We start from the raw sequence: 14,477 nt of genomic DNA, 5'->3' as shown, positions 1-14,477 counted from the left end.
CTTGAGCCCGACCTTATCGCAGCCTGCGCCCGCCATTACATGAGATTGACAGCCGCTACCCCAGCGCCGTGTCCATCACCATCATCAAGCAGAAGCCCACACACAATCCCAGGCTGGCCAGTTTTTCGTGTCCATTGCGCCTCGACTCCGGGATCACCTCTTGCGTCACAACCAATAACATTGCCCCTGCTGCCAGCGCCAAGCCCATTGGCAATAACACTTCAGCCAAGTTGACCAACCAGGCACAGAGCAATGCAAATACCGGTTCGACCAAACCTGATGCAGCGCCAATCAAGAACGCTTTGACCCGCGACATACCAGCGCCAGCCAGCACCAGCGCAATCACCAACCCTTCCGGCACATCTTGCAACGCAATCCCCATCGCCAAGCTGTCCGCATCTGGCATGCCGCCGCCTGCTGACACACCAACAGCCATCCCCTCAGGAATGTTGTGCGCCACAATCGCAATGACAAACAGCCAAATCCGCGGCGCAATGACAGGCTCATCAGGGTGCTGGGTAAACATTTGCGGCCCCAGACCCGACACTTTTCGATCAACCATAAACAGGCAAAAAGCCCCGAGCAGGATGCCCGCACTGATCAGCCCGCTTGAGCCCCAGGATGACAGGCCAAGGTTCTGCGCCGCAGCAATGCCCGGCACAATCAACGAAAACGCCGTCGCCGCTAACATCACCCCCGCACCAAAACCCAGCAAGGTGTCGCTGACAGCCACGGGCATTTTGCGGATAACCAACACCGGGACAGCGCCAAGCGCGGTGCCTAACGCGCAAAGCGCACCGCCCTGTAACGCCCGCAACAATTTAGGTTCAAGATCCAGCCAGACCAATCCCTTGGCCACCAGTAACGCTGTGCCCGCCAACAGCAAGAGCGAACCCAGTGCATAGCGAAACATCCGCACACCGGTGACCGCTAATATTTGCGTGCCCATAATCAGCGCTAATCCTTTTATTGGGCTTGGGTCAGTGCCGCCTGATAGCGCCGCGCAACTTCAGGCCAGTTGATCACGTTGTAAAACGCATTGATGTATTCCGGACGGCGGTTCTGATAGCGCAGGTAATACGCGTGCTCCCATACGTCCAGACCCAGGATTGGCGTATTGCCATTCATCAGAGGGCTGTCCTGATTGCCGCTGCTTTCAACTACCAAGGTTTTTTGCGGGGTCACACTCAACCATGCCCAGCCACTGCCAAAGCGGGTTAAGGCCGCCTTGGTGAACGCCTCTTTAAATGCGTCCAGGCCGCCCAGTTGCTCATCGATCGCCTTGGCTAATGCGCCGTCTGGTTTGCCGCCCCCTTTGGGGCTCATGACTTCCCAAAACAACGAATGGTTGGCGTGCCCACCGCCTTGGTTGATAACGGCGGCCCGTAATTTTTCGGGCAATTGATGAACACTGGCGACCAGTTTTTCCACGGGCCATTGCGCCCACTCAGTCCCTTCCACCGCCGCGTTGAGGTTGTTGATGTAGGTCTGGTGATGCTTGGTGTAGTGAATTTCCATGGTCTGAGCATCAATATGCGGCTCAAGCGCGTCGTACGCATAAGGCAAGGCAGGCAAAGTAAAAGTCATATCAATGTGCTCCTGGATGATGGCTGCTGACACTTGAAAGTGTGTGGCTGGATTGAGCCACGTTGCTTTTGAGCAATAAGCTGGAGCGTGGATACTCACCGTGCTCACTGATGAAGTTCAAAAGTTCGACGTAAGTTTTGCTGCTCTGTCGAAATGCTGCCTCACGCAGCTCAGGCGTCAGACGAGCGTTTTGCATGGTCAGTAATAAGCGCTGATGAATCGCGCACAAATACTCAACGCTCTCCTCCGGCTGGCTGAGGCGCAGGTGCAGATCGGCAAGGTTGTGGTGTGAAATAACACACGCAGCCACTGCTTCGTCGGCATCACTCCAGCGCTCAAACAACACTTGAGCCAGCGCAAGCGCCTGCAAGTAATGCTCTCGTGCATCGACCAGCTCGCCCTCGGCGAAACAGCGATTGGCTCTTTCGATCGTGCGTTTCCAGTGCTCCATGTGAACCTCCAAAGCAGTGTCGATACGTTAAACGCCGCCTGCTGTCAGCTTCTCGGGGTCAAGCAAATCTTCAAGCTGGCTACGTGACAGGTCGGTGTATTCGAGGGCGACATCAATCACTGGGCGACCTTGTTGATAGGCCGTCTTAGCGATTTCAGCCGCTTTTTGATAACCGATGATAGGGTTCAGTGCCGTCACCAGAATGGGGTTACGTGACAGCGCTTCTTTGAGCTTGGCCTCGTTGACCTTAAAGCTGGCAATGGCCTTGTCAGCCAGCAGCCGACTGGCGTTGGCCAGCAGTTCAATGCTGCTCAGCAGGTTTTGGGCAATCACCGGCAACATCACGTTTAACTCGAAGTTGCCTGACTGGCCCGCAATGGTGATCACCGAATCGTTGCCTATCACCTGTGCGGCAACCATTGCCGTGGCTTCCGGGATAACCGGGTTCACTTTGCCCGGCATGATTGATGAGCCCGGCTGCAAAGCTTCTAGTTCAATTTCGCCCAAACCGGCCAGTGGGCCCGAGTTCATCCAGCGCAGGTCGTTAGCGATTTTCATCAACGACACGGCCGTGGCTTTGAGTTGCCCTGACACAGCCACCGCGGTGTCTTGCGAGCCGATCAAAGCAAAGAGGTCTTTGCCCGGCGTGAACGTGATGTGGGTCAGTGCGCTGAGTTGCTGACTGAACAACCCGGCAAATTGCGGGTGTGCGTTAATCCCGGTGCCCACCGCTGTGCCGCCCTGCGCCAGCGATTGCAACGCTGGTTGCAGGTTATGCAGGTGCTCAATATTGGCCTTGAGCTGTTGCGCCCACCCATTGAGTACCTGGCTCATGCGCACTGGCATCGCATCCATTAAATGGGTACGGCCCGTTTTAACGTACTGGTGAACCTGCTCAGCCTTGCGCTCAATCACCTGCACCAGGTGCGTCAGCGCTGGTAACAACTGCTCATGCAGCCCAAGCGCCGCACTGACGTGAATGGTGGTCGGGATAATGTCATTGCTGCTTTGCCCGCAATTGACATGATCGTTCGGATTGACCGACTCACCGAGTACACGCGTGGCCAAGGTAGCAATCACTTCGTTGGCGTTCATGTTGGAGCTGGTGCCTGAGCCGGTCTGGAATATATCGACCGGAAAATGCTCCATAAAATCACCTGCCAGCAAGATCTGCGTCGCCTCGACGATAGCCTTGCCCTGTGCCTCGCTGATTTGTTTGAGTTCAACGTTGGCTTGGGCAGCGGCGGCTTTGGCCAGAATCAGTGCGCGAATGAATTGCGCAGGCATACGTTGATGACTGATCGGGAAGTTATCGACCGCACGCTGGGTTTGGGCGCCATATAACGCGGCTTCCGGTACGCGCAACTCGCCCATGCTGTCACGTTCGATACGGGTGTTATTCATCGGGAAATCCTTGCACCAGTTCTTCAAGTGGAATGGAAGGCAGCAACTCGCACGTCGCCAGTTGCCAGGCAAAGCTTTGCCAGCGTTTGAGCCGGCAAGTACAAAGCGCTTGAGTTTCGAGGTCGCGCAGCGGGCGCCATGCTTGATCAAGACACAGGCTGCGCCAATGCCAAGGCAATGCGGGGTCGCTCGCGGTGTCCAGCAAAAGCCGAAACGAGGTAGCGGCAATTGTCCAGGTAGAGGTAGTGGTGCAGCAGGCAAGGTAACGGCCTTCGGCCAGATAGTGCTCAATCAGGCGCGGTTCGTCTGGCGCCAGACCACAACGGATCTGACGGCTCATCCAACGCCAACTTTCTAGATAAGGCCCCTCATGCAACGCAGAACTCATGACCTAGGCTCGCTCGATAATGAGATTCATTATTAGGCGATATTGATTATCAAAACAACCCTGCGAAAGGATAAGGCCTGAACCCATCGTTCAACTTGCGGGAGCCGCGCACACAAAAAAGGCGTATCCCCTCATCAGGTGATACGCCTTGGTGTGGCACACGGCAGATTTAGCTGCCTGCAACCATCATGCGCTCAATCAACACCGAGCCGGTGCGGATGTTGCTGCGCAGTTCCAAGTCATTACCCACGGCCACAATCTGCTTGAACATGTCGCGCATATTGCCGGCAATGGTCACTTCCTGAACCGGGAACTGGATCTCGCCATTCTCGACCCAGAAGCCCGCCGCACCACGGGAGTAATCACCTGTCACCATGTTTAAGCCACTGCCCATCAGCTCAGTGACAAACAAACCGCGCCCCATACGACGAATCAACGCAGCCTGATCTTCATCACCGTGAGTCACAAACAGGTTATGTACGCCACCGGCGTTAGCAGTGCTTGGCATGCCCAGCTTGCGGCCTGAGTAAGTACTCAATATGTACGACACCAACTCGCCATCTTTGATAAACGGCTTGGCATAAGTCGCCAGACCATCGTTATCAAACGACGAACTGCCCATCGCGCGCATCAAGTGCGGGCGCTCATCCAGCGTCAACCACTCAGGGAAAATCTGCTGGCCCATCGCGTCCAACAAGAAAGACGACTTGCGATACAAGTTGCCGCCCGAGATCGCCCCCAAAAAGCTGCCGAACAAGCCACCGGCCAATTCAGCCGAAAACAAAACCGGCACTTCACAGGTCGGCACGGGGCGCGCGCCCAAACGACGCGCAGCACGCTCGGCGGCACGCTGACCAATCGTGGCAGCGTCCATCAACAACTCGCCCTGACAATTAACGTCATACCAGTAGTCGCGCTGCATCTGGCCGTCGCCTTCGGCGATCATCACGCAGCTGAGGCTGTGACGAGTCGACGCTGAACCGCCGATAAAGCCATTACTGTTGCCATAGACCCGGCAGCCCTGATGGGTGCTAAGGGTTGTGCCATCTGCGTTTTTGATCCGGCTATCGGCCTCAAAGGCAGCCGCTTCACAGGCCAATGCTTGCTCGATGGCTTGCTCTGGCGTGATGTCCCAAGTGTGGAACACATCGAAGTCTTTCAAGTCGCGCGCCATCAAACTGGCATCGGCCAAGCCCGAGCTTTCGTCTTCAGAGGTGTGCTTGGCAATCGCCAGCGCTGCCGCCACTGTTTCGCGAATAGCATCAGGGCCTGTGGCCGACGTGCTGGCCGACCCCTTGCGCTGCCCCACATAGAGCGTAATGCCAAAACCCTGGTCACGATTGAACTCAACGGTTTCAACTTCGCGCTGACGTACAGAAGTCGACAGGCCCTGCTCAAGCGACACCGCCACTTCGCAGGCGCTAGCGCCCTGACGCTTGGCTTCGGCGATGATTTGCTCGACCTGCTCTTGCAGTGCCGGCAAGGCCTGCGGGCCGACGCTTTGTACTGCACTCATGGTTTTCTCCACTCAAATTCTGTTTTCGGTAGGGCCGCCGAGCGACCGGGCCGGACAAGTGGCCCCCGACTGGTTATCATGGCGGCGTTTCTTTGCGGACTGCCACCATGGTTGATTCTTACGACGACGCCTTCGACGGCGAAAAAAGCAAAACACAGGTCAAAAAAGAGCTTCATGCTCTGGTTGATCTGGGCGAGCGTCTCACGACGATCAAGCCTGATTTGCTGAACAAAATGCCTTTGACCGACGCTATGCGCCGAGCCTTGGCAGATGCTCCAAAACACACGGCTAATATTGCGCGCAAGCGGCATATCCAGTTCATCGGCAAGCTGATGCGCGATCAACCGATCGACGAAATTCTTGCAATGCTCGATCAAGTGGATGCCTCTTCTCGTCAATACAACGAACGTTTTCATGGCCTCGAACGCTGGCGTGATCGCCTGATCGAAGGCGATGACGATGTACTGGAAAAATTTGTCGCCGAGTTCCCTGAAGCCGATCGCCAGCAATTGCGTTCGATCGTGCGTCAGGCCAAACACGAGCTGGCTCATAACAAGGCGCCGGCCTCAAGCCGCAAATTGTTCAAGTACATTCGTGGGTTGGACGAGACGCAACGCGGCTTGCGTTAACGCTCGTTCGCGGATGGGTTGCCCCGCAACCCATCCGCTTCCCATCAACCGCCAGTACCGCCCACGGTAATCGCGTCAATTTTCAGGGTTGGCTGACCAACGCCCACCGGCACCGACTGCCCATCCTTGCCACACGTGCCCACGCCGCTGTCCAGCGACAGGTCATTGCCCACCATCGACACCTTGCTCATTGCTTCCGGCCCGTTGCCAATCAGGGTCGCGCCTTTGACTGGCCGAGTGATTTTGCCGTCCTCGATCAGGTACGCCTCGCTGGTGGAGAACACAAACTTGCCGCTGGTGATGTCCACCTGCCCGCCACCCAAGTTGGCGCAGTAGATGCCCTTTTTCACCGAGGCGATGATTTCAGCCGGATCACTCTGCCCGCCCAACATGTAAGTGTTGGTCATGCGTGGCATTGGCAAGTGTGCATACGACTCACGACGACCATTGCCCGTGCGGGCTACGCCCATCAGCCGAGCATTGAGTTTGTCCTGCATATAACCCTTGAGTACGCCGTTTTCGATCAGCGTGGTGCACTCGGTCGGGGTGCCTTCATCGTCCACAGTCAACGAACCCCGGCGCCCTGCCAAAGTACCGTCATCAACGATGGTGCACAGTTTGGAAGCAACCATTTCGCCCATGCGCCCGCTGTAGGCCGAACTGCCCTTGCGATTAAAGTCACCTTCCAACCCATGACCCACGGCTTCGTGCAACAACACACCCGACCAGCCAGAACCCAGCACCACTGGCATCGTGCCCGCAGGGGCTGGCACGGCTTCAAGGTTAACCAGCGCCTGGCGCAATGCTTCACGGGCATAGCCCATAGCGCGGTCGTCAGTCAGGAAATAACGATAGTCGGTACGCCCGCCACCGCCGTGCCCGCCACGTTCACGGCGACCATTTTGCTCAACGATCACGCTGACATTAAAACGTACCAAAGGCCGCACATCGGCTGCCAAACCGCCATCGGTAGAGGCGACCAAAATACGCTCCCACACACCAGCCATGCTCACCGTAACTTGCTGAATGCGCGGATCAAGGGCACGAGTGGCTGCATCGACACGCTTGAGCAACTCGACCTTTTCAGCACGGCTGATGACTTCCAGCGGGTTATCTGGCGCATACAACTGAGCAACATCTTGGGTGGTGAACGCCTGCACAGTGCCATTTTGACCCGCGCGGGAGATAGAGCGCGCAGCCCGTGCTGCCAAGCCCAGAGCCTCCAGCGTGATCGCGTTGCTGTAAGCAAAACCGGTTTTCTCGCCAGACTGAGCACGTACGCCCACGCCCTGATCGAGGTTGAAACTGCCTTCTTTAACGATCCCGTCTTCCAACGCCCACGACTCGGAAATCTGGCCCTGAAAGTACAAGTCGGCTGCATCAATACCCGGCCCGGCCAAATCGCCCAGCACCGACTGCAGGTTTTCGATCGTGACACCGCCCGGTGCCAACAGGTGTTCGCTGACTGAGGTCAACAACTCGCTCATATTCACTCCGTCTTGGCCCCTGTTTCAGCGTCTTTGAGCACTGAACCCACGGGCCTGAATTAGCCTTGCGTTGCAGGTCGCTGTGCGCCCTGCGAAAAAAAGCGCCGGTGGCTGACCACCGGCATGCGCGCCCTGATGGCCGCTTGTTCTGTACTGTCGCGCTCGGCCAGCAATACGCCTTCACCTTGCGCTTGCTCTGCCAGCACCCGCCCCCAAGGGTCGATAATCGCAGCATGTCCAAAGGTTTCACGTGGGCCAGGATGCACACCACCTTGAGCCGCCGCCAACACATAACATTGGGTTTCGATAGCCCGTGCCCGAATCAGAACGTCCCAATGCGCCGCCCCTGTGACTGCCGTAAACGCCGAAGGTGCGGTAATCAATTCAGCTCCGGCTGCGCGTAACTCGCTGTACAACTCCGGAAAGCGCAAGTCGTAACACACGCTCAGACCCAGCTTGCCCACAGGCGTGTCAGCAACCACAACACGCTCACCCTGAGCATAGTCATCAGATTCTCGGTAGCGGCCACGATTATCTGACACGTCCACGTCAAATAGATGCAGCTTGTCATAACGCGCCACAGGCTCGCCGTCTGCGTTAATCAGCAACGAACAGGCATTCACCTTGGCAGTCGGCTGACCTTCTGGCGGTAGAGGCAACGTCCCGGCAACTATCCATAACTTGAGGTCGCGAGCGGTCTGTTTCAACCACGGCAAGATCGGCCCTTGGCCTGCAGCCTCTGCGCGACCGATATCCGCGATATCTCGACGCCCCATCGCCGCGAAATTTTCAGGCAATACCGCCAACTGTGCGCCAGCCTCTGCCGCGCGCTCCAGCAAACGGCGCGCCTGAATCAAGTTAGCCAGCACATCGCTCTGGCTAACCATTTGAATCACTGCAAGCGACATGGCGTACTCCCGATGGACATATGACAAGCGCCGACACCTACTAGGATTGATGCCGATGCCATGCTACTCCTAGCGCTTCTCAAAAGGCTTGTCGAAGGTGATTTTCGGGTCAGTCCACGGGCCTTGAATGCTGTATTGCACGCTGGCAAAACGCGAAACCTGATCACCGATCAGTTTGTTGATCAAAAACAGTGCGCCACCCACTGCCGGAGCGCCTACCAACAAAGCGGCTATCGGCAAGTTATTGGTCACCGGCAGTGTTACCAGCAACTTGGCGTTAACCTGATCGGTCACCATATTCAGCGTGCCATTAAGTTCAAGGTTGGTTGAAGGGCCTGTCATCAGAATCGGCGTGGCGGTGCTGTAAACGCCGTTGTTGGCATTGAGAAAACCCTTCACACGGTCATAACTCAGACCTTTACCGAACAGGTCCGAGAAGTCCAGACGCAGTCGCCGACCGATGGAGTTAAAGTTCAGCAGGCCAAAAATACGCAGCACTTGAGCACTGCCGTCCACTTCAACAAACTGGCCTTTGTTCAATGAAGCATCCAGCGTCCCTGAGAACCGTTTAAGGGCAATCCAGGCAGGTGAGCCTGGCCACTTACAGTCCACATCGACATGAAAGTTATCGCTGGTGACACTCGGCGCAAAGCCCCAGTTTTTAAGCACGTCACCTAAGTTGCGCCCGCCAAGGCGGCCCTTGTACCAACTGTTGGTGGCGCCGGGCAGGCCTTCCCAGCCACCCGAACCTTCAAGCAGTAAGCCTTTGAGCCCCAAGTTGAGCGTGTTGAGTTGAATACCGCGACTGGTCGGACGAATTTTCAACGACCAAGCGCCTAACAAGTCAGGTCCCAAATACAACTGACGAATCAGAATATCCAGCGCCGGAATGCTGCGCGGGTTAACTGAAGCCAGTGGGTCAGGAGCATTCTCGTCAGTCACCGCTTTAGGGTCAGAGGCAGGTATGCGAATACTTTGCATCGTTACGACAATCGGGGCGTTCTTGGCATCGGGTAGCGTCACTGCGCCCAAGGCTTGCTTGCTGTCAATTTGCAGCGCCCAAGAGGCCGCATTGCGTTTCATGACCAAATGAACCTGATCGAGCTGCGTGCCAAAACCGATTAACTTGCCCACCTTAAAGTCAGCGCTGCCAAGCAACTGCTTGGCGCTGCCTCCTGGATCATTGCCCGCGTAGCGCTCAACCAAAGCCTGCCACGGCGCAACATCCAGCTGCGACAGCACGCCGCGAATACGCAAGCCCTTGCTGGCGGGCAGCACCGCAGTGCCATCCCCCAGAAACAACTCCCCGCGGCCTTGTTCAAACTTGCCATTGGGCGCGGCAAAGGTCAGGTTGACCAAATTGCCATAATCAAACCAATAACGACGCTCAGCCCCCTGCAAGGTCATGCGAAATACACTGTCGCGGCTTTCGTTGGCTGCCAGACCAAAAGGTGCAGGCAGGTCAATCACTGCGCCTTTAAGGTTAGAGCTGACCCGCATCTGACTATCTGCGCCGTCCAGCGTGAGTTGCAACTGATAGGGCAGATCGCCCGTGACCGGAATCGGCTGTTTGAACTTCAGCCAGTCAGTCAGCTTTTTAACCCCAACCTGACCATTGGCCACCACACGGGTACTGGGACTACCCGGCTTACCCTCCGCAAAAATCTGCGCGTTGATGGGCCGGTCAAATGCGCGGGCCGTGATCGCTTTGCCGCTCAACCCTTTGGCACTGTCAAAGCGAAAATCGCCTTTCAGTTGAGTCAACTCCAGCTCGGGATCGCTAATTTTCAAACGTGCCTTATCGGTTTTGAAGTCCACCAGGATTTTGGGCTCTTCGCCTTTATCCAGTGGGATATCAAGATCAACACGCCCTTTTAGCGAGCCGTCACCTTGCCAGCCGGCGAAGGTCGAGGCCGTACCAATGGGGGCTTCCTGAAGGATTTTCAGGCCGTCGCCCAATCCGCCCTCAAAATCGCCGTCCAAAAACAGGTGGCTAACTTTGCCGCTCGGAACGTGAGGAATATTGACCGCTACATCGCGCACTTGGGTGTCGAGCAACTGCCCTTTACTGGCCATGATTCGCACGCCGCTGTCTTCAATAAAGACATCACCAGACACATTACGCACATGCGGCCAACCCGGCTGAAAGGCCAGTTCAGCTCCATGAACCTTAAAGAACAGGCTGATGTTGCGCGCCGCCGCCACGGCATCGTGACTGAGCGAGCCTTGGTACTGAAAGAACCCCTCCTCCACAGCGCCCTTGATGATCGCCGTGCTCAACCATTGCGTCAGGGCCGGGCTTAATACTTGCGGCAGGTACTTGGTCGTGAAGCGTCCATCGCCATCGGTCAGACCGACCCGCAGGTCCATGTAGTCTTCCGATGAGTGATCCATGTGAATACGGATCAAGAAGTCAGCTGCAATCTTGCCTTCTTCCCCCAGCACTTTGATATAGGGCGCAATCAGGGTGAAGCTGTTTGCATCCAGCGTCCATTTGAGCAAGGCGTTGGCTTGCAGATACTGCCAAGGCTTGGCGAAGATCGGGGCCAGATGCAAAGAGAAGTCTTTGCTGTCCAGGCGCAGTTCGCCCTTGCCCAAGTCGCCGCTGATTGAACCGCTGACATTGCGCGCCGCCGGAGCGCCGTGCGTGGCATCAAAGCCTACTTGCTGCAAGTTGGCGGCAAAGCTGAGTTTTTGATCGCCTGTCTCGTGAGGTCGGTAGTCCGCCAGCACGTTACGCAAACTGCCTGTGACCTTGAGTTGATCAATAACCTTGGCGACGGCTTCGGGCACCGGCGCCAGTGAATCCATTAGCGGCGTAATCGGCGTCAAGTCCAGACGATCAGCCTGCACATGCCAGCGTTCTTGTGTGGGGTCTTGTGCTAAAAACTGCTGCAATTGCAGGCGGGTTTCCCAGCGTTTGGAGCCAATGTCCATTGCCAGAGAATCGAGCACGACCTTAAAGCCTTGCTCGCTGCGCTGAGCCCACGCATGCAACGCCAGATTCTCAAGCGTTTCAGCCTTGCGCTTGGCATAAGCGCCTCGCAGTTTCGGCGCATTCAAACGAGCCACTGCACTCTGGACTGTGCCATTGCCCCAGTTGAGCCAAAATTCACCCCCGGCTTTAAGCTCAGACACTGTCCACGGCTGAACCAAGCTGTCGGGTAACCAACGCGCCCAATCACTTTGCGGCAAGCTTACGTAGGCTTGGGCGGCACCTTCACGCCAGCGACTGGCCTGAATCTGTGTTCGGATGCTCATGGAAAGGGGCTGGCCATCGGGCAACGTCAGTCGTGCGTCCAAACGTTGATCCGAGCTTCCAACATCTAGGGTCAACCCCACATAGGTCAGGGTCAGCGGCGATTGTTTGAAGGGCTCCAGCGTGATCTGGCTGTCGAGTAACGAAACTCGCGCAACTTTTTGCAACTGATTAAGCAGTTGCTCAGGGTCCAGTGGCGCATCGTCTTGCACGGGCAAACCTTCGAGAGCCCAATGGCCGTCTTTGTCCTGACGCAAGCTGAGCTGCAAGCCGTTGAGCTGCAAACGACTAATACGTATGTCTCGGGCCAGCAAACTGCCCCATACGTCGGGGACAACTTTCACCTCGTCTAAACGCAAGGCACTGTTGCCCTCACCGACCATTACGTCATGGACCAATAACACCGGGGCCATTGCACTCCAGCGACCTTCAAGGCTGCCGATGGTCACCGGCATGCCCAAGGCTTCGCGAGCTTTGGTTTGAACCTCTACGCGATATTCAGCAATGAGTGGCGTGAGTTCACGACCGAGGCTGACGTACAACGCCGTCAGCACCAGCAGCAACGCACATAGACTTAATCCCCAGCGGGTCAGCGCGGCAAAAAAGCGTGTCAGACGCTCCATGTCAGGTGGCCCCTTCAGTAATGATAGAAGGGGCTCATTTGGGCCCCCTTTTTAAGCGTATACGACGTCACGTACCTCAGAGCAGCACCACGTCGTATTGTTCCTGGGAATACATCGTCTCGACCTGAAAACGAATCGTACGCCCGATAAAACCTTCCAGCTCGGCTACGTTGCCAGACTCTTCATCCAGCAGGCGGTCAACCACTTTCTGGTTGGCCAGCACCCGATATCCCACAGCTTGATAAGCCCGTGCTTCACGCAAAATTTCGCGGAAGATTTCGTAGCAAATGGTTTCAGGGGTTTTCAGCTTGCCACGGCCCTGACAACACACGCACGGCTCGCACAACACCTGCTCCAGACTTTCGCGGGTGCGCTTACGCGTCATTTGCACCAGTCCCAACTCGGTAATACCGATGATGTTGGTCTTGGCGTGATCACGCTCAAGCTGCTTTTCAAGTGTGCGCAACACCTGACGCTGGTGCTCTTCATCTTCCATGTCGATGAAGTCGATGATGATGATCCCGCCCAGATTTCGCAGACGCAGTTGACGCGCAATGGCTGTCGCCGCTTCAAGGTTAGTCTTGAAGATGGTTTCTTCAAGGTTGCGATGGCCTACAAACGCACCCGTATTCACGTCGATGGTGGTCATGGCTTCTGCCGGGTCAACCACCAGATAACCACCCGATTTGAGTGGCACCTTGCGGTCCAGCGCCTTTTGGATCTCGTCTTCTACACCGTACAAGTCAAAGATCGGACGCTCGCCGGGGTAATGCTCCAGACGATCAGCAATTTCCGGCATCAGCTCGGCGACAAATTGCGTGGTTTTTTGGAAGGTTTCTCGCGAGTCAATCCGAATTTTCTCGATCTTCGGGCTGACCAAATCACGCAGCGTGCGCAGCGCCAGCCCCAGATCTTCATAAATGACAGTAGGCGCGCCAACCGTTTTAATTTGCGCGCCGATCTGGTCCCACAAGCGGCGCAGATAACGGATGTCCATTAAGATCTCATCCGCCCCAGCACCTTCAGCCGCTGTGCGCAGGATAAAACCGCCCGCTTCTTTAATGCCTTCTTGGGCCACGCAGTCGCTGACGACTTGCTTGAGGCGTTCACGCTCAGCTTCGTCTTCGATCTTCAACGAAATCCCGACATGCGCGGTACGCGGCATGTACACCAGATAACGCGAAGGAATGGACAGCTGCGTTGTCAGGCGCGCGCCTTTGGAAGCAATCGGGTCTTTAGTGACTTGCACCACCAGGCTTTGGCCTTCATGCACCAGCGCGCTGATGCTTTCAACGGCCTGACCTTCGCGCTGGGAAATCTCGGCGGCATGGATAAAGGCAGCACGATCCAGACCGATGTCGACAAAGGCAGCCTGCATGCCGGGTAAAACCCTGACGACCTTACCTTTATAGATGTTGCCTACGATGCCACGGCGCTGCGTACGCTCAACATGCACCTCTTGCAGAACACCGTTCTCTACCACCGCCACGCGCGATTCCATCGGCGTGATGTTGATCAGGATCTCTTCACTCATGGCTGGGTCTCGTTCAGGCGTCATCACATTAGTGCCAAGTCACGTAGGGCGCAGATTTCAGCGCACGATTAGGTTTTGCCAACAGGGTATGCCGAAATGCCCGAGCAGTTCTGCGGTTTCGCAAACGGGCAAGCCGACGACGGCGGAATAACTGCCATTGAGGTTGGCCACAAACACCGCAGCCAACCCCTGAATGGCGTAGCCCCCGGCTTTATCGTGTGGCTCCCCGCTGGCCCAATAACGGCTGGCTTCGTCTTCACTGATGGTTCTGAAAGTTACACGACTGCGCACTACGCGGGTTTCGCAGCGCTGTGCATCATTAATAGCGACGGCGGTCAGCACCTCATGTTCGCGCCCGGATAATCCCATCAACATGGCCAGAGCATCGGCCTGATCGACAGGTTTGCCGAGAATGCGGTCATCCAAAACCACCGCCGTATCAGCCCCCAACACACAAAAGTGGTGGTGCGATATTGATGCACGCAACTGCTCGCGCCCCGCGAGCGCCTTTTCACGTGCAAGGCGCTCCACATAGGCCACGGGGGACTCATTCAGGAGAGGGGTTTCATCGATGGCGGCGCTGACTGCGCTGAACGGCACGCCAATTTGAGTCAGTAACTCGCGTCGGCGCGGTGAGCCAGAGGCCAGATAAAGCGGTGTCATCGAGACATCTCCCTGTCAAAGTGCACAA

General features: G+C 56.4%; 12 protein-coding genes. 1 reads left to right on the top strand and 11 read right to left on the bottom strand.

All coding sequences use genetic code 11. The annotated features are described in order from the left end of the window. Positions 1–55: 55 nt before the first annotated feature. The 6 genes from ACZRJQ_RS18655 to pmbA form a co-directional block, all read right to left on the bottom strand. On the bottom strand, positions 56–949 hold the full coding sequence (locus ACZRJQ_RS18655; RefSeq protein ID WP_463979805.1) for a ZIP family metal transporter: 894 nt from the start codon (positions 947–949) through the stop codon (positions 56–58). 17 nt (positions 950–966) lie between these two features. Next, positions 967–1,587, bottom strand: coding sequence for a superoxide dismutase (locus ACZRJQ_RS18650; protein ID WP_463979804.1), 621 nt, complete (start codon positions 1,585–1,587; stop codon positions 967–969). A gap of 1 nt (position 1,588) precedes the next feature. Beyond that, entirely contained in the window at positions 1,589–2,038 is a 450-nt protein-coding gene (locus tag ACZRJQ_RS18645) for a hypothetical protein (protein WP_463979803.1), read from the bottom strand. A 27-nt stretch (positions 2,039–2,065) separates the two neighbouring features. Then, complete coding sequence (locus ACZRJQ_RS18640; RefSeq protein ID WP_463979802.1) at positions 2,066–3,442, bottom strand: class II fumarate hydratase; 1,377 nt, start codon at positions 3,440–3,442, stop codon at positions 2,066–2,068. Beyond that, complete coding sequence (locus tag ACZRJQ_RS18635; protein ID WP_463979801.1) at positions 3,435–3,830, bottom strand: FagA protein; 396 nt, start codon at positions 3,828–3,830, stop codon at positions 3,435–3,437. Before ACZRJQ_RS18635 ends, ACZRJQ_RS18640 begins: the two co-directional genes overlap by 8 nt. Positions 3,831–3,999: 169 nt before the next feature. Next, on the bottom strand, positions 4,000–5,346 hold the full coding sequence (gene pmbA / locus ACZRJQ_RS18630; protein WP_463979800.1) for a metalloprotease PmbA: 1,347 nt from the start codon (positions 5,344–5,346) through the stop codon (positions 4,000–4,002). A gap of 107 nt (positions 5,347–5,453) precedes the next feature. Between pmbA and yjgA the strand changes: the two genes are divergently transcribed. Continuing rightward, positions 5,454–5,975 carry a ribosome biogenesis factor YjgA gene (gene yjgA / locus ACZRJQ_RS18625; protein WP_463979799.1) on the top strand — a complete coding sequence of 174 codons (522 nt, stop codon included), beginning with the start codon at positions 5,454–5,456 and terminating at the stop codon, positions 5,973–5,975. A gap of 44 nt (positions 5,976–6,019) precedes the next feature. Here yjgA and tldD read toward each other — a convergent pair whose 3' ends face one another. From tldD to ACZRJQ_RS18600, 5 genes are all read right to left on the bottom strand, one after another. Further along, entirely contained in the window at positions 6,020–7,462 is a 1,443-nt protein-coding gene (tldD, locus tag ACZRJQ_RS18620; RefSeq protein ID WP_463979798.1) for a metalloprotease TldD, read from the bottom strand. A 59-nt stretch (positions 7,463–7,521) separates the two neighbouring features. Continuing rightward, positions 7,522–8,370: a carbon-nitrogen hydrolase family protein gene (locus ACZRJQ_RS18615; protein WP_463979797.1), complete on the bottom strand. Its 849-nt coding sequence runs from the start codon at positions 8,368–8,370 to the stop codon at positions 7,522–7,524. Positions 8,371–8,439: 69 nt separating this feature from the next. After that, a complete protein-coding gene (locus tag ACZRJQ_RS18610) occupies positions 8,440–12,252 on the bottom strand; it encodes a YhdP family protein (protein ID WP_463979796.1) in 3,813 nt (1,270 codons plus the stop codon). A 76-nt stretch (positions 12,253–12,328) separates the two neighbouring features. Further along, entirely contained in the window at positions 12,329–13,786 is a 1,458-nt protein-coding gene (gene rng, locus ACZRJQ_RS18605) for a ribonuclease G (protein WP_463979795.1), read from the bottom strand. Between the two features lie 57 nt (positions 13,787–13,843). After that, positions 13,844–14,449 (bottom strand): Maf family protein, encoded by a 606-nt coding sequence (locus tag ACZRJQ_RS18600; protein WP_463979794.1) that lies wholly within the window; start codon positions 14,447–14,449, stop codon positions 13,844–13,846. Positions 14,450–14,477: the final 28 nt, after the last annotated feature.

Source organism: Pseudomonas sp. E315 (assembly GCF_055406205.1).
This window is presented reverse-complemented; position numbering and strand designations above follow the sequence as displayed.

Excerpts from the sequence above, each read along its gene's own strand:
- ACZRJQ_RS18615 (WP_463979797.1), bottom strand. The coding sequence starts at position 8,370 with ATGTCGCTTGCAGTGATTCAAATGGTTAGCCAGAGCGATGTGCTGGCT.
- ACZRJQ_RS18650 (WP_463979804.1), bottom strand. The coding sequence starts at position 1,587 with ATGACTTTTACTTTGCCTGCCTTGCCTTATGCGTACGACGCGCTTGAG.
- yjgA (WP_463979799.1), top strand. The coding sequence starts at position 5,454 with ATGGTTGATTCTTACGACGACGCCTTCGACGGCGAAAAAAGCAAAACA.
- ACZRJQ_RS18655 (WP_463979805.1), bottom strand. The coding sequence starts at position 949 with ATGGGCACGCAAATATTAGCGGTCACCGGTGTGCGGATGTTTCGCTAT.
- ACZRJQ_RS18640 (WP_463979802.1), bottom strand. The coding sequence starts at position 3,442 with ATGAATAACACCCGTATCGAACGTGACAGCATGGGCGAGTTGCGCGTA.
- ACZRJQ_RS18635 (WP_463979801.1), bottom strand. The coding sequence starts at position 3,830 with ATGAGTTCTGCGTTGCATGAGGGGCCTTATCTAGAAAGTTGGCGTTGG.
- rng (WP_463979795.1), bottom strand. The coding sequence starts at position 13,786 with ATGAGTGAAGAGATCCTGATCAACATCACGCCGATGGAATCGCGCGTG.
- ACZRJQ_RS18645 (WP_463979803.1), bottom strand. The coding sequence starts at position 2,038 with ATGGAGCACTGGAAACGCACGATCGAAAGAGCCAATCGCTGTTTCGCC.
- ACZRJQ_RS18600 (WP_463979794.1), bottom strand. The coding sequence starts at position 14,449 with ATGACACCGCTTTATCTGGCCTCTGGCTCACCGCGCCGACGCGAGTTA.
- ACZRJQ_RS18610 (WP_463979796.1), bottom strand. The coding sequence starts at position 12,252 with ATGGAGCGTCTGACACGCTTTTTTGCCGCGCTGACCCGCTGGGGATTA.
- pmbA (WP_463979800.1), bottom strand. The coding sequence starts at position 5,346 with ATGAGTGCAGTACAAAGCGTCGGCCCGCAGGCCTTGCCGGCACTGCAA.
- tldD (WP_463979798.1), bottom strand. The coding sequence starts at position 7,462 with ATGAGCGAGTTGTTGACCTCAGTCAGCGAACACCTGTTGGCACCGGGC.